The sequence below is a fragment of the Formosa haliotis genome, assembly GCF_001685485.1.
GTDB classification, from domain to species: Bacteria; Bacteroidota; Bacteroidia; order Flavobacteriales; family Flavobacteriaceae; genus Formosa; species Formosa haliotis.
In genome coordinates, this window is record NZ_BDEL01000001.1 from 2,889,353 (window position 1) to 2,909,678 (window position 20,326).

The 20,326-nt window shown below is 33.8% G+C and carries 27 protein-coding genes and 1 tRNA gene; 10 read left to right on the plus strand and 18 right to left on the minus strand.

The window, feature by feature from the left end:
- The first annotated feature begins 106 nt into the window (after nt 1–106).
- Nucleotides 107–3,439, plus strand: a complete 3,333-nt coding sequence (locus tag A9D35_RS11995) for a reprolysin-like metallopeptidase (RefSeq protein WP_066223343.1) — start codon at nt 107–109, stop codon at nt 3,437–3,439.
- A gap of 170 nt (nt 3,440–3,609) precedes the next feature.
- On the opposite strand, the gene pth is transcribed toward A9D35_RS11995, so the two are convergent.
- The 3 genes from pth to A9D35_RS12010 all read right to left on the minus strand — a co-directional run bounded on the left by pth (nt 3,610) and on the right by A9D35_RS12010 (nt 5,938).
- Complete coding sequence (pth, locus tag A9D35_RS12000; RefSeq protein WP_439951244.1) at nt 3,610–4,176, minus strand: aminoacyl-tRNA hydrolase; 567 nt, start codon at nt 4,174–4,176, stop codon at nt 3,610–3,612.
- A 138-nt stretch (nt 4,177–4,314) separates the two neighbouring features.
- Nucleotides 4,315–4,935, minus strand: coding sequence for a 50S ribosomal protein L25/general stress protein Ctc (locus A9D35_RS12005; RefSeq protein WP_066223347.1), 621 nt, complete (start codon nt 4,933–4,935; stop codon nt 4,315–4,317).
- Nucleotides 4,936–4,996: 61 nt separating this feature from the next.
- Complete coding sequence (locus A9D35_RS12010) at nt 4,997–5,938, minus strand: ribose-phosphate pyrophosphokinase (protein WP_066223349.1); 942 nt, start codon at nt 5,936–5,938, stop codon at nt 4,997–4,999.
- A gap of 254 nt (nt 5,939–6,192) precedes the next feature.
- Here A9D35_RS12010 and A9D35_RS12015 point away from each other — a divergent pair, with 254 nt between their 5' ends.
- Both A9D35_RS12015 and A9D35_RS12020 read left to right on the plus strand, forming a co-directional pair.
- Nucleotides 6,193–6,441 (plus strand): GIY-YIG nuclease family protein, encoded by a 249-nt coding sequence (locus A9D35_RS12015; protein WP_066223351.1) that lies wholly within the window; start codon nt 6,193–6,195, stop codon nt 6,439–6,441.
- 20 nt (nt 6,442–6,461) lie between these two features.
- Nucleotides 6,462–6,543, plus strand: a tRNA-Leu gene (locus A9D35_RS12020).
- A gap of 302 nt (nt 6,544–6,845) precedes the next feature.
- On the opposite strand, the gene A9D35_RS12025 is transcribed toward A9D35_RS12020, so the two are convergent.
- From A9D35_RS12025 to A9D35_RS12090, 14 genes are all read right to left on the minus strand, one after another.
- Nucleotides 6,846–7,145, minus strand: coding sequence for a hypothetical protein (locus tag A9D35_RS12025; RefSeq protein WP_066223354.1), 300 nt, complete (start codon nt 7,143–7,145; stop codon nt 6,846–6,848).
- 337 nt (nt 7,146–7,482) lie between these two features.
- A complete protein-coding gene (locus A9D35_RS12030) occupies nt 7,483–8,085 on the minus strand; it encodes a hypothetical protein (protein WP_066223355.1) in 603 nt (200 codons plus the stop codon).
- Nucleotides 8,086–8,104: 19 nt separating this feature from the next.
- Nucleotides 8,105–8,668 carry a hypothetical protein gene (locus A9D35_RS12035; protein ID WP_066223356.1) on the minus strand — a complete coding sequence of 188 codons (564 nt, stop codon included), beginning with the start codon at nt 8,666–8,668 and terminating at the stop codon, nt 8,105–8,107.
- Nucleotides 8,669–8,705: 37 nt separating this feature from the next.
- Nucleotides 8,706–8,933, minus strand: coding sequence for a hypothetical protein (locus A9D35_RS12040; protein WP_066223358.1), 228 nt, complete (start codon nt 8,931–8,933; stop codon nt 8,706–8,708).
- 25 nt (nt 8,934–8,958) lie between these two features.
- Nucleotides 8,959–9,423 carry a hypothetical protein gene (locus A9D35_RS12045; RefSeq protein ID WP_066223359.1) on the minus strand — a complete coding sequence of 155 codons (465 nt, stop codon included), beginning with the start codon at nt 9,421–9,423 and terminating at the stop codon, nt 8,959–8,961.
- A 3-nt stretch (nt 9,424–9,426) separates the two neighbouring features.
- The gene (locus A9D35_RS12050; protein ID WP_066223361.1) at nt 9,427–9,606 is read right to left on the minus strand and encodes a hypothetical protein; all 180 of its coding nucleotides are present in this window, start codon (nt 9,604–9,606) and stop codon (nt 9,427–9,429) included.
- Nucleotides 9,607–9,617: 11 nt separating this feature from the next.
- Complete coding sequence (locus A9D35_RS12055; protein WP_159427056.1) at nt 9,618–9,986, minus strand: hypothetical protein; 369 nt, start codon at nt 9,984–9,986, stop codon at nt 9,618–9,620.
- Nucleotides 9,979–10,707 (minus strand): hypothetical protein, encoded by a 729-nt coding sequence (locus A9D35_RS12060; RefSeq protein WP_066223363.1) that lies wholly within the window; start codon nt 10,705–10,707, stop codon nt 9,979–9,981. Before A9D35_RS12060 ends, A9D35_RS12055 begins: the two co-directional genes overlap by 8 nt.
- A gap of 1 nt (nt 10,708) precedes the next feature.
- Complete coding sequence (locus A9D35_RS12065) at nt 10,709–11,020, minus strand: hypothetical protein (protein WP_066223365.1); 312 nt, start codon at nt 11,018–11,020, stop codon at nt 10,709–10,711.
- A 4-nt stretch (nt 11,021–11,024) separates the two neighbouring features.
- Nucleotides 11,025–11,312: a helix-turn-helix domain-containing protein gene (locus A9D35_RS12070; RefSeq protein WP_066223367.1), complete on the minus strand. Its 288-nt coding sequence runs from the start codon at nt 11,310–11,312 to the stop codon at nt 11,025–11,027.
- Between the two features lie 75 nt (nt 11,313–11,387).
- Nucleotides 11,388–12,200, minus strand: coding sequence for a hypothetical protein (locus A9D35_RS12075; protein ID WP_066223369.1), 813 nt, complete (start codon nt 12,198–12,200; stop codon nt 11,388–11,390).
- Nucleotides 12,200–12,553, minus strand: a complete 354-nt coding sequence (locus A9D35_RS12080; RefSeq protein ID WP_066223372.1) for a hypothetical protein — start codon at nt 12,551–12,553, stop codon at nt 12,200–12,202. The genes A9D35_RS12075 and A9D35_RS12080 overlap by 1 nt, the downstream gene beginning before the upstream one ends.
- Nucleotides 12,554–12,570: 17 nt before the next feature.
- Complete coding sequence (locus tag A9D35_RS12085) at nt 12,571–12,858, minus strand: hypothetical protein (protein WP_066223374.1); 288 nt, start codon at nt 12,856–12,858, stop codon at nt 12,571–12,573.
- Nucleotides 12,859–12,867: 9 nt separating this feature from the next.
- The gene (locus tag A9D35_RS12090; protein WP_066223376.1) at nt 12,868–14,151 is read right to left on the minus strand and encodes a phage integrase SAM-like domain-containing protein; all 1,284 of its coding nucleotides are present in this window, start codon (nt 14,149–14,151) and stop codon (nt 12,868–12,870) included.
- A 779-nt stretch (nt 14,152–14,930) separates the two neighbouring features.
- On the opposite strand from A9D35_RS12090, the gene A9D35_RS12095 reads away from it, so the two are divergent.
- From A9D35_RS12095 to A9D35_RS12105, 3 genes are all read left to right on the plus strand, one after another.
- Nucleotides 14,931–15,218, plus strand: coding sequence for a hypothetical protein (locus A9D35_RS12095; RefSeq protein WP_066223378.1), 288 nt, complete (start codon nt 14,931–14,933; stop codon nt 15,216–15,218).
- 149 nt (nt 15,219–15,367) lie between these two features.
- Entirely contained in the window at nt 15,368–15,682 is a 315-nt protein-coding gene (locus tag A9D35_RS12100) for a hypothetical protein (RefSeq protein ID WP_066223380.1), read from the plus strand.
- 204 nt (nt 15,683–15,886) lie between these two features.
- Nucleotides 15,887–16,540, plus strand: a complete 654-nt coding sequence (locus A9D35_RS12105) for a DUF2971 domain-containing protein (RefSeq protein ID WP_159427057.1) — start codon at nt 15,887–15,889, stop codon at nt 16,538–16,540.
- An 8-nt stretch (nt 16,541–16,548) separates the two neighbouring features.
- Here A9D35_RS12105 and A9D35_RS12110 read toward each other — a convergent pair.
- Nucleotides 16,549–17,729 (minus strand): IS3 family transposase gene (locus A9D35_RS12110; protein ID WP_141675471.1). Its coding sequence is split into 2 segments (ribosomal slippage): nt 16,549–17,474 and nt 17,474–17,729, totalling 1,182 coding nucleotides; the frame shifts between segments, so codons are not numbered across the junction.
- A 278-nt stretch (nt 17,730–18,007) separates the two neighbouring features.
- Between A9D35_RS12110 and A9D35_RS18570 the strand changes: the two genes are divergently transcribed.
- The 4 genes from A9D35_RS18570 (at nt 18,008) to A9D35_RS12135 (ending at nt 20,165) form a co-directional block, all read left to right on the plus strand.
- On the plus strand, nt 18,008–18,256 hold the full coding sequence (locus A9D35_RS18570; protein ID WP_141675530.1) for a hypothetical protein: 249 nt from the start codon (nt 18,008–18,010) through the stop codon (nt 18,254–18,256).
- 164 nt (nt 18,257–18,420) lie between these two features.
- Nucleotides 18,421–19,188, plus strand: a complete 768-nt coding sequence (locus tag A9D35_RS12125) for a hypothetical protein (protein WP_141675531.1) — start codon at nt 18,421–18,423, stop codon at nt 19,186–19,188.
- A gap of 141 nt (nt 19,189–19,329) precedes the next feature.
- Nucleotides 19,330–19,593, plus strand: coding sequence for a hypothetical protein (locus A9D35_RS12130; protein WP_066223388.1), 264 nt, complete (start codon nt 19,330–19,332; stop codon nt 19,591–19,593).
- Nucleotides 19,594–19,613: 20 nt separating this feature from the next.
- Complete coding sequence (locus A9D35_RS12135; protein ID WP_066223390.1) at nt 19,614–20,165, plus strand: hypothetical protein; 552 nt, start codon at nt 19,614–19,616, stop codon at nt 20,163–20,165.
- The last annotated feature ends 161 nt before the right edge of the window (nt 20,166–20,326 follow it).

Sequence of the window (20,326 nt, forward strand, 5' to 3'; positions counted from 1 at the left end):
ATGTAATTTAAAATTTAAGCAAAACTACGTCATGTTTTTACAATGACCATAATTTATATTAAATTAAAATACTGTTTTAATTGCCTAATATAAAAGATTTATATTTATGAAAACCCATTATACGAAAACCCTTTTCTTGCTTTTAGCTCTGTCTTTTAATGCTAACCTTATTTTTGCACAATCGGGTTCGAAATTTTGGAAAGATGTTTCTCAAGAACGTGTTGCGAGTAAAACGTTAAGTAGAAAAACAAACCCTGAAAGTTTTAAAGTATATCAATTAGATTTAGAGGGATTAAAAACGGCTTTACAACAATCGCAAGGAAGCCAAACGCGAAGACATGCAGCGGTTATGGTTATGGAATTCCCTATGGAAGACGGGACATTCCAGAAATTTCAGGTAACAGAATCGTCTATTATGGGACCGAAATTGGCGGCTAAATTCCCGATGATTAAAACGTACAAAGCTGTGGGGTTAGATGATAAAACAGCAACCATGCGCTTTAGTATTACCCAACAAGGCTTGCATGCCTTTTCGCTTTCAGGAAAAAGAAGTTCTGTTTTTATAGATCCTTATACCGTAGATGGGAATAAATATATGGTGTATAACCGTTCGGCTTTAGGCATAGATACGCAAGATTTTGAATGTTTGGTAGATGATAATATCGATTTGAAATCTTTAAAAAATGATCAAGGATCAAGATTGCAAAACACAGACGATCGTACTTTACGCACGTATCGTTTGGCCTTATCGTGTAACGCAAAATACGGTGCTTTGTTTGCCGGTTCGGGTACAGATGCTCAAAAGAAAGCCAATATACAAGCCCAAATGGCTATTACCATAAATCGTGTTAATGAAATTTACGAACGCGATTTGGCGATTAAATTGGTATTTATAGACAGAAATGATGAGTTAATTTATTACGATGTAGACAACGATCCGTGGGGAACCGAGTTTAACGAAAAAACACAACAAGTCATTTCAACCACTTTAGGCGATGAGTCTTTATATGATATCGGACATAATTTTAATACCTCAAACGGAGGAAACTCGGGGTGTGTGGGTTGTGTTTGTGTAGATGCTGTAGCGCCTTATACTGGAGAAGTGTCTAAAGGAAGAGGGTATACCGGAACGGCTAATCCTACGGGAGATGCTTTCGATATTGATTATGTGGCGCATGAAATGGGACATCAATTTGGTGGATTTCACACTATGAACACTTGTTCGCGTTCTGGAAATGGAAAAACAGAAGTAGAGCCTGCATCGGGAAGTTCGATAATGGGATATGCCGGAATTTGCGGTTCAAATAACGTCCAAGCAAATACCGATGCGCATTTTAATTATGTAAATATTAGAGATATTTCTGAAGAAATACAACCGGGAGGGGTTAGCGCTTGTGGCGAACAAACGGCTCTAGATAATAGTCCTCCTGTGGCAAATGCAGGGCAGGATTATACCATACCGGTATCTACACCTTATGTTTTAAGAGGTGCCGCAACCGATCCAGACGGGATAGAAACCTTAACCTATAATTGGTCTCAAAACGATCCGCAACGTGCGCCAGCAGATGGTGCGCCACAACCTACTTGGACGGTCGGGCCTTTATATCGTTCTTTTTTGCCAACAACATCGCCTAATCGTTATATGCCAAATATTCAAGATGTTGCAGCTGGTAATATTACTCCAAAATGGGAGGTAACTCCTGCTGTAGCTCGCACCATGAATTTTGCTCTTACAGTAAGAGATAATGGTAGTGGTTATCCTATAGGAGTTGGGCAAACGGATAGCGATTTAATGACCGTTACTGTAGTAGATGGCACACCTTTTACAGTAAATAAACCAAATACTGCTGTCGATTGGTATGTTGGGATGACACGTGATATTGCTTGGCAAGTAGGGGAAACTTTTAATGCACCCATAAATTGTAAAAAAGTAAATATTAAGCTGTCTTTAGATGGTGGAATAACCTATCCAATTACTTTGGCTTCAAATGTGGATAACGATGGATTAGAGACTATAACTGTTCCAGATAACGAAAGTGCTAACTGTAGAATTATGGTAGAAGCAGCCGATAATATTTTCTATGATATTTCTGATGTTGATTTTAGTATTATAAAATCTGGACCAAAATTTGTTTTAGAGCAAACAAACGAGGATGACATGTATACCGTTTGTAATAATTCTGAAACGTTTAATATTCCGTTTAAATATATTACCGTTTCGGGTTTTAACGAGCAAACCACGTTTAATGTATCGAATTTACCTGAAGGTGTTACAGCCTCTTTTGCACCAGCATCTACACAAACAGATACCGATGTTGTGTTAACGCTAAGTAATTTTGATTCAGCAATAATTGGGAGTCAGGTTATTTCAATTACCGGGGTTGCTAGTTCATTATCATCGACTGTTACCGCAACTTTAAATATTGAAGCTTCAGAAATAGATAGTCCAAATTTAATAAGTCCGGAAAATGCACTTTCCGAAGTTTCGGAAACTGTTACTTTAACTTGGGAAGCTTCACTTCACGCCATGCAATATGAGTTAGAAGTGTCTACCGCTTTAGATTTTTCAACTAATGTGGACAGCTATGTATTAACAGACACCTTTTTTAATTTAACCGATTTAAAATTGTTAACCACTTACTATTGGCGTGTTAGTGCTATTAATAATTGCACGGTAAGCGACAATTCGCCGACCTTTAGTTTTTCAACCATAAATTGCAAGGCTTGTGAATCTTATGGTAACACCTTGTTTAAATTAGAAACATCTACTACCCGAGTTGTTTTTAATACTATAGACAATGTTTCAGGAAAAACCGACTATAGCGATTTTACATCTATATCGACTACGTTGAACAGGGGAGAAGATTATAGTTTATCTACCTATGTAAATACTTCTGGAAACCATACCACCAACACGGTGGTTTGGATAGATTGGAATGACAATTGTAGTTTTGATGATGCAGGGGAAATGTATGAACTTGGCGAAGCTACCAATGTAAGTAATGGCATTACTTCTGCGTCTCCTTTAATTATTACTGTGCCTCTTGATGCTGTATTAACAGAAAAAACTACAATGCGCGTTGCGACGAAGTTTATGACTAAGCCTACCGCTTGTGAAATAGATTATGATGGCGAAGTGGAAGATTACAGTTTACAAATAGAACCAACCTTAAGCATAAAAGATTCTGAGTTTAGTGATTTTAATATTTGGCCAAACCCGAACAAAGGCGTGTTTACGGTATCTTTAAAAGCGACCTCGGCTAATGATGTGCATATGGTGTTATACGACATTAGCGGAAGGCAAGTGTTTTCTAAATCGTATGTAAGTAGCTATAATTTTAGTCAGCATGTTGAGCTTAAAAGTGTAGCTTCTGGAATGTATTTGTTAGAGGTTAATAATGGCGTGCATAAAACCATAAAAAAGGTACTAATTAAGTAGTTAGTATCTTTTAAGAATACTAAGAGCTTGGCTGGAACCTTGTTTATGAATTAGAACTCCTGTCTACCAGTAAGCATGGCAATGCACATTCTCTCCTGAATACTTATTACTGTGATGTGATTCTGAAATACATTTAGAATAACGAATATTAATATTTTTCGGAGAATTTCCTACTTTCCGTTAAACGTATTCATGGTGTTGTTAAGACCTGCAGTTCCGAAAGATTTAATAAGTTCTACAGATTTGTCTAAACGTTCTGGAAGTGTCTCGTTTTCTTCAACAGTCCATTCGCCTAATACATAATCTATTTGGCGACCTTTGCTAAAGGCATCACTAATACCAAATCGGAAACGGTTGTATTGTGTGGTTTGTAATTTATCCTGAATATCTTTAAGTCCGTTATGTCCACCATCGCTACCTTTTCCTTTAAGACGAATACTACCGAAGGCTAAATTTAAATCGTCTGTAATAACAAGTAAGTTTTCTAACGGAATATTTTCTTTTGTTAGCCAGTACTGCACAGCTTTTCCGCTTAAATTCATATACGTACTAGGTTTTAGTAGTATAAATGTGCGTCCTTTAAATTTATAGGTTGTTAAGTCGCCTAATTTTTGAGTTTCGAAGGTTAGCGCTTCTTTTTTAGCTAAATGGTCTAATATTTTAAAGCCAATATTATGACGTGTGTTTTCGTATTTTTCGCCAATATTACCAAGGCCAACCACTAAGAATTTTTTCATAATGTCTTCCGTTTTTATGTTCGTAGATTTTGGTTTAAACAGGGATTTTATAAAAGAGAACATAACACTTTAGTTTTTGCTAAAATAAAAAAAGCATCCTGAATACAGAATGCTTTTAATTTTATTGAATGTTAAAGACTAAGCTTCAGCAGTAGCTTCTGGAGCTGCAGCATCTGTTCCTTCTTCTTCATCTTCTTCATCATCCATAACAGCTGCTCTAGAACGTCTTACTTGACATACTACAGTGTTGTCTGGGTGCATAAATTTGTAAGCATCATTCTCTAAAGTAGTGATGTATAATTTACCACCAATTTTAAGAGGAGAAATATCTGCTTCTACAGTATCTGGTAAGTTAGCAGGTAAAGCTTTAACTCTTAAACTACGCTTGTTTTTACGTAAAACACCACCATTTCTAACACCACGAGAGTTACCTACGAAAGTTACAGGAATGTCCATAGTGATTTCTTTGTCATCAAATAATTGATAGAAATCTACGTGTAAAATTCTGTCAGTTACCGGGTGAAACTGAATGTCTTGCATGATTGCATTGAAAGATTCTCCACTAGCTAAAGTAATTACAACTGTATGCGCATTAGGTGTGTATACAAGTTTAGAGAATGCCAATTCTTCTGCTGTAAAATGAACTGGTTTATCTCCTCCGTATAATACGCAAGGAACCTGACCAGCATTACGTAAGGCTTTTGTTGCTTTCTTGCCCACGCTTTCTCTAAGAGATCCGTTGATTGTAATTGATTTCATTTTTATTTATAATATTTAATTAATATTCACTTTTAATCACAACATTTTGGTGTTGTTTAAACTACATTACAAATTTAGAACTGATAGATTTGTTGTAGTGTACATTTTGCATAACCCCTGCAAATAAATCGGCACAGGTTAACACTCTTATCTTATCGCTTTTTTGGCGTAACGGAATAGAGTCTGTAACGATTAATTCTTGAAGTTTAGATTTTTCTAATTTTTCGTAAGCATCACCAGACAAAATCGGGTGTGTACAAATAGCTCTAACGCTTAAGGCTCCGCGTTCCATCATTAAATCGGCAGCTTTAGTAAGCGTTCCTGCAGTATCTACCATATCGTCTACTAACACAACATTTTTTCCTGTAACGTCTCCAATTAATTCCATATAAGAAATAACATTGGCTTTAGCACGCTGCTTATAACAAATAACAACATCGCTTTCTAAGGCTTTAGAATATGCATAAGCACGTTTAGAGCCTCCCATGTCTGGAGATGCAATGGTTAAGTTGTCTAAGTTTAGGGATCTTAGGTAAGGTAAAAAGATTGTGGATGCAAAAAGGTGATCGACTGGTTTTTCGAAAAACCCTTGAATTTGATCGGCGTGTAAATCCATAGTAATAATACGCGTTGCACCAGCAGTTTCTAGCATTTTAGCTACTAATTTAGCAGCAATTGGTACTCTAGGTTTATCTTTACGGTCTTGTCTTGCCCAACCAAAATAAGGTAAAACAGCGGTAATGTGTCTGGCAGAGGCGCGCTTAGCGGCATCTATCATTAACAACATTTCCATTAAATTTTGCGGACCTGGATGTGTAGAACCTATAATAAATATACGTGTACCACGAATAGATTCTTCGTAAGAAGGCTGAAATTCGCCATCGCTATACGTTGAGGTAATAACATTTCCTAGGTGTGTCCCGTAAGAAGCTGCAATTTTCTCGGCTAACTCTCTACTTTGCGTACAGGTAAATATTTTAGCGTCTGTTGTAACGTTAGGCATGGTAACTTATTGTTTATTAGTGTAAAACACTACAGGTTTTTAAATTGGCTGCAAATTTAGGGATTTATTTTTACTTGGATAGAATTATATGCTGAATTTTTTAGGAAGTTTAAATAAAAATGAATTATTTTTGTGCTCTCTCGGAATGAAAATTCTAAGTAATGCTCAAGTGGTGGGTTAACCTGCCGTAAGCAGGATTGGTAGACCTGTCTGCCGACAGGCAGGCGCGTTAAAAGTGGTAAGTTCTTAATAATATGTTTTATATTTACGCCATATCAAGTATTCATAGAAATTATATTTATGTTGGTATGACTGAAAATTTGGAAGCTCGAGTTGAAAGACATAATAGCGGAAGAGAAAAAACAACCAAACCTTATAGGCCTTTTGAATTGATTTTCACGGAGTCTTTGGACGTAGAAAGAATGGAAGCTAGGAAAAGAGAAAAATATTGGAAATCTGGAATTGGTAAAGAGAAGCTAAGACAGATTAGAGATTGTAAATAATATACCAAAATAATATAAATGCTCAAGTGGCGGAATTGGTAGACGCGCTGGATTCAAAATCCAGTTCTTTCGGGAGTGTGGGTTCGATTCCCACCTTGAGTACTTTTTAAAATCGTAATTGCTTTATTTATAAAGTGTTACGGTTTTTTTGTCGCAAAAAATGAACACGTTTTGCACACAAAGAAAAAAAAGAGAGGTATGTCAGCCTCTCTTTTCTTATTTGTTGAATACTAAACTCCCGCGTGTAGTATGTCATAGCAATATACAAAAAGAATAATGTTAACCTTAACAATACTTGACAATTATAATCCCAGTAATTCTCAGTAATTTTTAGAGAAACATAATTTTCAATTCGGTCAATTTCGGTCAATTTTAACCCGAGTAATTCCGAGTATCTTTCTGAATCACATCTTTAAATGTTTATTGATATCCCTATCAGCTTTTCGATCCAGACTGGTTTTCCATTTTTCAAAAGGAATATCCCCGCCATTTTTGTCTAACCATTCAATGTATTCGTCATACATGGCATCGTTTTCAAACTTCAATCGGTGCATTTGGATATAAGGATTGTCAGCTTTGGAAAGGCGTTGTTTTTTAATCTCTAGGCGTTTAATTATAGGATTAAAAATAGCATTTATGAGCTTCACCCATCCATAAATTAGAGCTGCCCCGACTAATACAAGTAAGGTTATTACAAAACCCATAAAATCTTCTTTAGAAGTAAATTAGTAATGTAATATATTACTTTTTTCTATGTCAAAAAAACCTCATTCAATTCCTATAGGTCATAAAATACCATAAAGAGTTCTGGTTATAATAGAAATTTATTGAAAAGGAAATTAAAAAAGCAGCATGTTTAAAGGGCTCAAGGAGTGTTAACTGTTAATAATTTAATATAAGTGAGAATTGCGTTAGGTTCATAATTTATGGCATTAGAAATGCCATTTTATGCAAAAGCGGATGTAAATTGCCTTACACCCGCTTTCTATTTAATCCAATTAACAAATTTTTTTGTCTCAAAAATGACACAAAAACTATATTTTACTTCATTATCCTAATGTTTTTTAGATTTGGTACAACTTCATGGTTTTCATTTCCAGTATTTTTACTTTCAACTATTTTTAGCCTAAAACAAGTTTGATAAACATCAATGTTAGCAATGATTTTGTTCCCAATTAATTTATTCATTAAGTCGCTTAATTGTTTTGCATCTTCCAATAATTCATTCTGTTGGATTGATTTAGTATAATAAGTATATTCTTGTTCAATCATCTTTTGAACGTCTTCACTCATGATAACATTACCTGAAGAAATGCTGGCATTTATAGTCTTACTTCTATTTACTACATGGTTAAGGGCTAATTTTGCATTGGTTCCATCCTTTCCGTTAAGATCCAGTAGGGTCTCTATTTTTGCATTTGGAAAATTTAACTTTTCTCTCATGAGGCCCTCAACAGCTTTCCAACCTCCGGACATAATATTTGTTAGCTGTTCATCTGTAAGAGGCTCATCAAACAACTCTTTTGTAACGTCAAGCCCTTTTTGAATGTAAACTAACCATTCTTGATATAATTTGTTTGTGGCTGTAATTCGCTCTTCTTCTCGATATAAAAAGATTGGTGTAAATTCTGTTTTTGTGTTCATTTTTATAAAATTTTATTGATTAATTTCCTTTATCTACTGTGAATGCAAACAGTTCTATTCGCAATTTATTAACAGCTCCTGCTATTTCACGAATACCAATCTTTACGGCTTGGGAGTGAACTACTCTAATAATTGGCGCACAAAAATCATTATGACTATTTAAATTTGTGTTATCAGTAAAATAACTAACAACTAGTTTCTTGTTAGAAATTGACTTAGATAAGTTAAGAGTTATTTCGCAATCTGGACCTCCTAAACTTAAATAACTCATGCTCTGAACTATTCCAGTACCGTTACCGTTATCGTTATACTCAACAATATTACCATCTGTAGATCCTGGGTCAAAGAAATCTGAAGAACCCCACAATGGAGGTACGTTTGCTGATTGCGCCAATATCTCGGCTAAAGTGTATTGATTGTCATACTTTAAGTTTGCTAGATAATCATCAATAAGGTTGAAATAAGAATCCCTGAAATCAGCAAGAACACTTCTAATCATCTCAGCGGTGATTTCCTTATTGTTGTTGTCGCGAACATTACCTTCGATCGCTTGTGTAATATTGTTCCTGTCTTTTTGTGCCATAGTATTTAATTTAGATTTTGTTTTATGTAGTTAACAATTACATATTCGCACCATTAACTACTGAGTTATAATTATTGACTCCTGAAATAATGTCTTTAACATCGGTTACTTTTAGCAAATCGAAGTACCTCCAGAAAAACTTCATTGAAAGAACATATCGTGTTATTTCAGCTAATTGCAGATCGTTTAAATCGTTATCTTCTTTAGCCAGGGTTAGAATTTTAACCCTAATTCTATCTATGTCTAACTCTTCATTAAAAGCCATTGTTTCTCATTTACGTCGTTAACATCTATTTTCTTTTAAAAGTGAATCTGGAATTGGTCTTTGATGACTTAGGTACGCTTATGTAGGTAATTGTGCCTTTGTTGATAAGCATTAGAATATTACCAACCTTAAAATTCCCTAAGATGTTTCCTTTGCCGTTTACCAGGACCTTGTTGTTTACTTTATACGCGGAGTCCTTCATAGCAAAAATTTCAATTTTGTTGCCTTTTGAACACCTTAATGTTGTCTCTGGCTTAATTGGGAAATGAATGAGTTTAGAACTTGTGGGATCTAGTTGTTCTATGGAGGTAATAATCCCGTTTTCATACTTAATCAATCTTAGATCCGGCATTAGCGCTTCCCCTGTTAGGTTCTGTTTTTCGTTAACCCAAATTTCGTCACCCACTTCTGGAACGTCATTGATATCAACTGTTGGAAAAGTTAATTCGTCTCCTGTGCAATCGAACTCTAATTTGTTTTTAATTTTCATGATTTATTGTGGTTTTTGGTATTTGCCTAAGGCAATTCGTTTTATAGACTCTGTAATAATGCCGTATTCTATAACGGTGTTTGCTGTGCTGATGCTGTACCCTTCTTTTATTACCAGTTTTAGTAAATCCTTTCTGGTAAATTCATTTGGTAGCTTACTGATAAAGTAATCGTGTGTTTCCATTTATACTTGGTTTAAAATTGATTAGGCCTGTTTTTAAAGAGCTCTTTATATTTTAAGTACCTGTTGAGCACTTTGGTCACGTATTCCGCATTAAATAATTGAAAATGGGGTGTAGGGTCGCCATGATATCCGTGTCTGTCAATCTTAAAAGCAAAACTTAATTCGTTTAAGCTAATTGTTTTGAACCTAGTCAATAGTAAATCTGTAATATCCTCTTTGTTGATCTCTGGAATTTCACCTTTAAAGCCTGATAAAATAGCTACACGAGAAAAGATATAGCCTAGCCCAGCTTTTCTCGTGTCTGGATCAAGGTTTCGTAATTGTGTTTCTGGCTCCCGGTATTCGCAAATTTCTTTGCTTCCAAATGGTCTATTAACCAAATCCAATGCTGTTTTTTGTAGCGCTGGTAAATGTTTGTCCGTTAACTCTAGGCTCTTGTTGATTTTTCTTGTCATTTTGATTGTTATTTTGATTGTTATTTGGGTTATTATTATCGGTTGCGTTCCATTTTCTAACTGCAGCTTTCCAATCTTTCATTTTATTTTTACCTACCATCCATCCGTTACTTTCATAATGATTCCAAAATTTCTTTGGATTAACGGTTTGGTAATTCTTATCCATTATAAATTGTTCAACTTCATAAAGCTCTGGGGGCGTGAACTTCTCTCTCTTTGTTTTAGGTTTATTGGTTAAATGGTTAAATGGTTTATTTATATTACCTCCGCTGTATTCTTGCTGTATAATTGCCGAATCAAGTGGTGACTTACTCGCTGACTTACTCGCTGACTTACTCGCTGACGCATTTTTTGATACACCGTTTATTCTGATTAAATTAGGTGTGTTTTGGTTTGTAGCCTTTTCAATAATATCTATGAAACCCCAATCTGCTAAGTCATGAAATGCCTTGTAATAAGTGTTCTTTGAGCTAATTCCAGAGGCTTCCATAGAATGTAGAGTTGGAAGCCTGAATTTTTCTTTCCATCCTAAACGATTGCATAACTCTATCATCCAAAAATATACTGCATAATGTGATGTCTTTGCTTTACCTGGATTCTCAAAACACCAGTCAAACCATTCTCTGGAAAGTGCGTATCCGTTCATTTTAATTCAATATTGATTCCGTAAATAAATCAGGATTGGTTGTATAGTAATTAGCCTCATGTTTTGAGATCTTACAAAGCCCATTTTTAACCACCATAATTTTATCCTCAAAGCGCAATTCTGCCACATATCTACAAATACTCGCTCGGTAGATCCCTGTTTCCCTACTAACCATTAGCATGGTCTTTGGTGCATTGAAAAATGCCTGAAAAACCCTGTTGATTTGTGAATGGGAAAGCGTATCTTTACGCTTGTCATTTACTTGATTAAGACGATTGTTACTATTAGTGCTATGGGGTTTCTTTAATCTCATAGCATTACTTGTTTACGGCTGTAATAGCACTCTCAATGTCTGAACGTTTGTAGTATCGCTTACCACCAATAGCATAACTTTTTAGTTTGCCTTTATTTTCCCAGCGGTATAGGGTGGGATTAGAAACCCCAAGGAGTTCTCGGGCTTCTTTCTTTTCGATGAAGTTTTTTAGAGGGTCGGGCTCTTGCTCATGGTTTAAATTAAGATTGTTTAAGCGCTTTGTTAGCCTCTCTTCAATAATGTCGACCAGATCACTGGCTGTTATCCCTTGTAAAATTATTTGATGGCTCATGTGTCCTAGATTTTGATTTCTAGAACAAAGGAAGTATTGTGTTTGGCCTACAGCAAGGCCGAATTTAGCCTATTTTTAGGCTTTATGCTTTTTATGAAACCATTCTAACGCCTTTGATAGGTTATTTTCCCTTTCAATGCTATCAGATTTATCTAAAGATTTGATTTGAGAAACTTCTACACCATATTTCCTTATAAGGAAATTTATGAATTCAGGTTGTGTCGAGATGATATATTTAGGATCTGAAAAACATAGACGTTGATAATAGTAGCTTACAACAGTTTGAAACCCTCTTTGATTAGGTTTTTCTAGGTAGTATTTTATATTATTTTCAAATAAGTGCTCCCAAAGGACATAGCCGTTATTAGCAAATATATCATCATGTTTCGGAATTTGAGGTGTGCTGCTTGTAATGCCAGAATCACTTGTTTCAACCTCTGGAATTCTCTGGAATTCATCAATCAAACCATACTGCTCATCCAAAGTATTTTTGACGTAAAGCTCAACAAAATATTCCTCAAGCCGTAACAAGGTATCTGAATCGCATGGGATCTTGTTAAGCTCACTTCGTAAAGAATCATAAAAATAAGTAAGGAGTTCATCTGTATTCCTTAAATGGTATTGCTGAAGGGTAGTTGCTATCATTTCCGTTTCCCAAAAACGATCAATTAATTTTTCATTCCATTTATTCGAGAGATAACTATCAATTTGTCTTTTATAATCATTAAATATCCTTTCTGATCGTTCATGATTACAACTTGATCTAATCGCCTTCAAGTGCTCTTTAAATTGATCAATATAATCCCAGTAGAAAGTCTTAGGGATATCCTCTTTAAATAGATTTTTTACATCTTGGACTAAGTCGAGTATTTTAATTTCTTGCTTCATTAGTTTAATTGTTGCTGATCAAGCCATTTCATAATTTCTTCATCTTGATCAGTCGCTGGATGGATAATATCTTCATACATCATTGCCATGCTTAAATCGTGTTCGTACTCGATCTCATTAAAGTTTATTTTAGATTCCATATCAATGATCGCTTTTCTAACTACAGACCATTTTTTACCTAAATTAGAAATCAGGGTTTCTTTTAAAAGGTTACTGTATTGATCATCAAACTCATTTAATCGATTAATAAGATACTCTGAGCATGATTTTGTGTACTGCTGTAATGATACTACTTCCCCAGTGTTAAGGGTTATGTTTGCTTTGTCTAAAAGATTTTCAATAGTTGTTTTCATGTTTTTTATATTTTACGTTAATCGATCCACATTGTTATTGCACCGGACTGGTTAATTATTGGAAGAACCCTGTTTTCGCCAAACATTTCTTGGCCTTTGTAGTAGTCTTTAATTTTCTTCTTGTAATACTGTTTTTGACTATCTGAAAATGTAGGGTTGTTTGATAACTCAAATATTTCTTGAATTGAAATATCGATAGTAATCTCAATTGGAACTCCCTCTTTATTCTTGTTGAGTTCGAAAAACTGGGATATTCTCTCTCTTTCGTTGGATAACTTGTGCCTTATTGCTTTTGTTGTTTTCATTATTGTTATTTATTTTTGATTCATTTTTAGAAAATATTCGTAGGCATCAAATGCCAGGTCTTTTTGTCCTTTACCAATGTATTCGAGGAACATTTTTTCAGCAGAATGACCAGTTATACCAATTAAAAAAGTCGTTGGTAATTTTCCATAATAGTTTGTAGCGAAGGAACGCCTCCCGATGTGGCTTGTTATTAGTTTGTATTTAGGGTAGGAGCCTTCAACCTTTCTCATGATTGTTTGGTGCTCATCCTCTGAAATGTTTTTGGTGATACGTCCTTTGATCATTTCGTTAATTTCAGCTCTCTTGCATACGTCTTTAATGTATTGGTTGTATTTCTGATCACTTATTGGGGTTGGAAATTCTCCAGAGCGCTTGTCAAGTATTGCCCTTACTTCTGGAAGTACGGGGATGGACATATTCTTGTCGGTCTTAATTTGGGTGAATTCTAAAAGAGGTACACCGCTTTCAAATCTCAGCATTGATTTGTTAAACCTCATGAAATCGCTTATTCTCTGACCTGTATAACATGAAATTAAAAGCCAGTCGCGAGCATTGTTTAAGTAGTTTGGTAGATCCGCTAGTTCTTGAATTGCTTCCAGCTCTTTGAAACTTAAAAATATTTTGGGTGCTTTTTCTTTTTTGAGGTTTATAGTTTCGAATTCGGGATTGATTTCTAGTCCTTTCATACGGGCGTGCTTCACTATGGTTTTTACGTATTTTAAATCCCTGTGAATGGTGTTCTGTGAATAATTTTCTTGATTACACCAGGAAACGAAAAGTTTATTAAAGTCTTCGTTAACGTGTTTTATCATCAAATTAGGATTATACCTTAGTAATTTGTTTTTAACGACATTGTAGCGACCTTTGTGAGCTTCTGTTAATTCGTGTTCTCTGGTTGTTAAATAGAAATCTATGTATTCAGATACTTTTTCAGGTATTTTAATCTCTTTTGGTTTAACATAGAAGGTTTCAATCGTGTTTTTGAACCATTCTTTGTTCACATCAGAAAGATTGACCTTGTCTAATTCTTCAAGGACGTGCTTCTGTAAATCATAAATATGATCGTTAATTTCTTTTCGAAGATTTATCTTTTCCTCATCCTTGAAGTTTGTATTCTTCTTGAGTTCATTCCAAAATTCTTTAGTGACTTCAATTCTGGAACGCTTATAAAATGAGAATGGCATTTCTTTTCCAGACTTAGATAGGTTCTTTCCTGGGATTCTAAATGACAAGCGAGCCTCTAAAAAGGCTTTTGGCTTATCGGAGCGATAAGAAAAAGTGACTGTGGACATATTTTAGTATTCAACATGTCTAAGGTAAAACAATTTGCACACAATTTGCACACAAAAATGAAATTATTTGAAATGGAATGATGATATTTTTTGAAAGTAATGTAATGTGTTACTTTTGATTATAAGGTTTTGTGTTAAAATTTTATATCATAGTGTTTCAAGTTGAATCATTTAACTTGCTCCCACCTTGAGTACTTTAAAACCCTTATAAGCACAGTGTTTGTAAGGGTTTTTTATTTTATGGGGCAACAAAAGGGGCAATGTATATTCTACCATTCCTATTTTTCAATCTTTATTTTTTGAGCTGCTACGTTTAAAATCCTAAGAATATTACTATAACTGCATTATCCTCATTATCCACATTTTTATTTGTAAAACACATATATTCAATTATTTAAGGGTGTTTCAAAATGCAATCAAAATGCACAAAATGCAAAGAGAACAGTAAAATAATGCAAAAATGGGGCTAAGATAAAAACTAACTAACATATTCTCTCATCTTTACGTCCAGTCTAATATAGGAAGTCCAACAGCGGTTTTTTTGTTTTGGGGTGTGGAATATTGCAAGAATTAAAATTTAAAATGAAGTGTTCTGAGCAACTTCACTAAGCAAGGTTAATTTATAAAACGGTTTGTTTTTACGGTAAGCCGTAATATTTCTTACAAGAAAGTAATATATTTAGAGATTAAATGAACGATATCTCTTTATCTTCTCTAGATATTGTGAGATTTAGTGCGGATAAAAGGAGTTAGGCACAATACGAAAATCCTTCTGCAAATTGAAAAACATCGCTAAAATCTTTTATCTCTGTCTAATAATCCAACTTTATGGTTGTGGATTTGGAGATTGGGACGTAACACTTTACGAACAAAAAATAGAAGATTCTTCAAACGTTATCTATGAATTCGATGCTTGGGGTGGATTAGATTCACATAGCGCAGGATATGTTATAATGGATTCTACTAAACAATTTAAAGTCAATTCTGCGAGAAAATTGCCGATTTATTATCTAACATCACTTCCGAACAAAAGAAAAATAAAAGCAATCGGATTAAAAAACCAGTAAACAATGACAGTATTTCATTAAATATTATTGATAGTAAAAAAATCAAAGAATCTGGAATTGATATTGAAATAGACTATTATGAGAAATATTCTGGATATTCGAATGCTACTTGCCTTTTAAATGAATATAAGTTTTCAGAATTTAAGGAAGTGAAAGACAGTATTTATTTCTACGGTATTGAGAAAAAATTTGGGAATAATAAAAAAGACACTACCAATGTTTCTTTTCAAAAAGGGAATATTAAGATAATTGCAGATGACAATGGAAAAATATTTCGTTTAGAAATTAGCGAACTTTTTAAAGACAATGCTACTAAATTTAAATACAAAAAAGGAACTAATGAACTGACTGAAAAAATTGAAAATAGTCCAGTAGTTTGCATTCGAACTTATTATCTAATTCCAAAAAATGAAATTTATGAATCTGAATTTTCTAATTATGGAATTTATAAACGTGTAAAATAAAGTACTGTGCCTAACATTGTGTATAATTCATTACTAGTAAAGGCTTACTTACGAAAATTCCGCTGGAATTTTCTATCCGTGATTATTTGCTAACTTTAGTGCCTAAACACGCAACGAAATCATACACTTTACCGTTGTGGCTAATACCAAAAAAAGTGATTTCTATTTAAAATGTTTAAATACACACCAATAAATTCATATTCTTTGCGAAATCTTCAGAACGGACAGATTTATTTCAACAGTCCGTTAAATTTCAATGACCCTTTTGATACTTTTCACCCAGCCAGAATAACTGAAATAGGTAATTCCAAATTCATTGAACTTTACTGCAAATCAAACAAACGTACATTCAATAAAAAGCATTTAATCGGAATTCTAGATAAAACTATTTCAAAGAAAGAATTCTACAACTTCTGCGAAGAACATATTGATTATATCTTCGATTTCGATAAAACCAATGAAAATCAATTATTTCATAATAAGACTGATTTTTTAAATCAACTCAAAAATGTAGAGGAAACAGAAAATGACTTCCTTGAGAATATTAGTCGGTTTTTTATGACCGTTAAGTCAAGACTTCAAAATACTATTCTCGAAACACTTTTTAATATTCGACAAGAGAAATTTGCAAAGATTGGTGTTTGTTGTTTTTCAAGAAATAACGATAACCTTTTAATGTGGTCTCATTATGCTGATAGTCATCAAGGTATTTGTCTGGAATTTGATACAGAATACGAACCTTTTTCAAAGGCATTTGATGTAGAATATCAAACTGAAATCCCTGATGTGAATTCTGACTTATTATTTGAGGAAGAGGATAATGCAGAGTGGACTTGCAACAAAAAACTGGACAATTAGTTGAATGACTATGCTGCTAGTTCATGATTATACATATCTAATTCAAATTCTCTAATACTTCTGTTTCCTAAAAAGGAATGTCTTCGTCTATTATTATACCATGTTTCTATCCATTCGAAGATAGATAACTCAGCTTCGGACCTTAGTTTATAGTTGTGTCTATATACCCATTCTACTTTTAATGATTTAAAAAAGGATTCTGCCACAGCGTTATCCCAACAGTTTCCTTTGCGACTCATAGATTGCTTGACTAACCCTTCATAGCTTTTAATAATAGAGGTAAACTTTTGGCTTGCATATTGTACACCTCTATCAGAATGAAAAATTAGAGGTTCTTGCAAGGTTGTGTTTTTAATAGCCATGTTCCAAGCTCTTACAATAGTGTTATCTGTAGTAAGATCTTTGCTTAAAGACCATCCAACCACTTTTCTATTAAATAAATCGATAATAACCGTAAGATACAGCCAACCTTGTTTGGTTTGAATATAAGTGAGGTCACTTACCCAAACTTGTTTTTCTCGATTAACATCAAAGCATTGGTTAAGCAAATTAGGAGCTATTGGATAATTATGATTACTATCTGTGGTTGTTTTAAATTTACGTTTTCGTTTAGCAAACAAATAATTAGCGCTCATAATACGGGCTACTCTAGGTTTAGACACCTTATAGCCTAATGCCTCCAATTCTGATTTTATCCTTGGAGAACCATAGCTTTGAAAACTCTTCTCAAATATGCTTCTAACAAGCGAGCTTATCTTTTGGTTTTCTATCCACAACTTACTTGGTCCTGATTGTAACCAGTGATAATAACCGCTTTTGCTTACCTTTAATACTTTGCACATCGCCTCAACAGGAAATTTTAATAGGTGTTGTTTTATAAACCTGTATTTTTCTTGTCGCTCACGGAGAAGATGCCAATCGCCTTTTTTAAGATATCACGCTCTAATTCGGCTTCTTTTAAAGCCTTTTTTAAACGATCTATCTCTTTCTCTTCATCTGTCATTTTAGGCTTACCCCGACCAGGAAAACTGTTTTTACCGTAATCTTTTAACTCTTTACGCCAACGATAAAGCACAGATGGAAATATGTCCAAGTCTTCACAGACTTGCTTTACATTGTCTTTGGCATAACTTAATTCTACTGCCTTTTGCTTAAACTCTAATGTGTAATGTTTCGGTTTACTTCTCATAATTGCTAAATTAATAACTAGAAAACAAATTCTCTCAACTTAGTGTCTAGTCTAATGTAGTAATTCCAGAGTCAATCAAAAAATTACTCTCTTTTAAGTCCATAGATTGGAAACACGAAGAAGAAATGAGAATTTTTCATCAAGAATCTAACAAAAGTTACTTCTATCCTATTCGTTCGCTAAAAGCAATTTATTTCGGCCTTAAAACAAATTCTAGTGATATCGAAATGATTTGCTCGCTTTTCAAATCTAAAAACCCTGACGTAAAGTTTTATCGAATGAAAAAGTTAGATAAAACTTTCGGAATCGTTCCGGAACAATTTCATTATAGCACAGTAATTGAAATTCAATCAAATCTGATTTTAATTATTTCTCATTTGTTTAGCAATAATGAATTTACTCAAGAACAGCTTGTATCGAAAGGAAAAGTCGAAATTCCAGAAGTGCAATTAAAGGCTCATTTAGAGGATTTAAAAAACAAGAATATTTTAATCAAACAGAACGAAAAATATAAATTGAATAGATAAAGTACTAGCCACAACAACGTGTAAGCGCAATAACGGCGGAATTTTCTGTAGAAAATTCTCGCCTTTTTGCTATCTTGTTTGTGTCAACGGAAAATACTCGCGTATTTTTCCGTTACTGACGCTTACACAAAACCGTTGCCAGTAATTTGAAAAAACAGCAGAATTTGAAAAAAACAGCATATTTAGATAATAATATTTTCGTTGACATTGAACAGAATTCATTGTCGATTAACAACTTGTTGAAAAATATTGACCAAAATATAACTGATTTTTTCTATTCAGCATCGCATCTTCAAGAAGCGAATGAAATGACTGCTAAAACAAAAAGCGAACTGAATAATAGACTTATAAAGCGTTTTCAAACAATAAGTTCTGTAACAAACAACAACTATCTTTTTCAAGAATTACCTTCAAATAAAGTTCATAAATTAAAAGAAAAACCTAACGTAGTTTATAACACAATTAATGATGTTCCATTCGCAAGAAATATGATGAAAGGAATGATGAGCACAGTAAATGAAGAACAAAAAGCGGAATTTAGAAAACAACTGAATATAGACCCAATCCGAATTAATAATTATTCGCCTAAAGAAGTTATTGAACAAATCAACTCGAAAAGTGACTTAATGGGAGGATTTTCTCTTGTTGGAATGATTGAGAAAGCAGTTGAACTTCATCCTCAAGGCAAAGAAATGGGACTACATAATCGGTTCGCAGGAATTTTTGAAATGTTAGATATGGTTGGTTATTGGAAAGACAAATTCAATGAAAAATCTAATTACGCTAGACTTTGGGATTCAAGCCATAGTCATTTTTCAAGTTACTGTGATTATTTTATATGTAATGACAAACGAACAAGAAATAAAGCAAAAGTAGTTTTTGAAATATATGGAATTGAAACTAAAGTGTTAGATTCAAGCGGAAAGGAATAAAAACTACTGGCAACAACGTGTATAATTAATGGCTGGTTCTCGCCTACTTACGAAAATCCTCGCGGATTTTCTATTCGGTTTTTATTTGCTAAATTAGGTGCTTAAACACGCCACTAATCATACACAAAACCGTTGTACGCAATGATGAAAAACCTACTTATAATATTCTTTCTAACTTTTACAATTATAGCTTGTAAAGAAAAATCATCGGAAACCAAACCGAATGAAAAACTGGAATTTTATTCTGAAAACAGTAATTTGACTTTCAAGAAAATAGTTGAATTTGAGAATCACGATAGCCTTTACAAATTCTACAGAAACGGGAAAATTTTTAAGAAAGGGAAAATCAAAAAAAACGGAAACCATTTGGAATTTGGAACTTATATTCCAATGATGGAAAGTTAAGGGAAATTAGAGAATGGTTTGTGATAGACGAACATTCAAGAATTAATAGAGCTTGGTTTCTCAATAAAAAAGGAGATACACTAGCTTGGAGAGACCAAGATTCCATTTTTAAACAAAAGGAATTTATCAATGACACTTTAGGAACACGAGCAACTGACTACAATGTTTTCAATTTTAACAAAGACACTATCTACTTGAATGAACCAATTCGTGGAGTGGTTTATTGTAATTCTCGCCGAATAAGAGATTATGATTCTCAAATCAGAGTTTTTTTACACAGCGAAAGTGAAAATTTCAATTCACCTTTTCCAAACGATAGCCTCATTAGAACTGACCATTTTGAAAACTTAGAAACTGACAGTATTAATCAAAAATGGTTTACTAATATTGACCCAGAAAGATATGGACACGTGGCAATTTTTGGAGCTTGGTTTAAAAATCCAGGAAAAAAACTTTTGAGAGGATATATGGAAGAATACTCTTATGGACCATTTAAGGAAAAAGAATTTGATAGTATTACCGCAAAAGTGTATTTTGAGAAAACTATTTATGTAAAAGACACAATTGAATGAAATCACTGCGTACAACAATGTATAACCGCAATTACGGCGGATTCGACTATGTCCGAATCCACTCGGAATTGCTAAAGTCAGTGCTAAACCGAAAATTAACGCATATTAACCCGTAACTGACGGTTATACGAGACCGTTGGCAACAAGTTAAGAGCAGCATT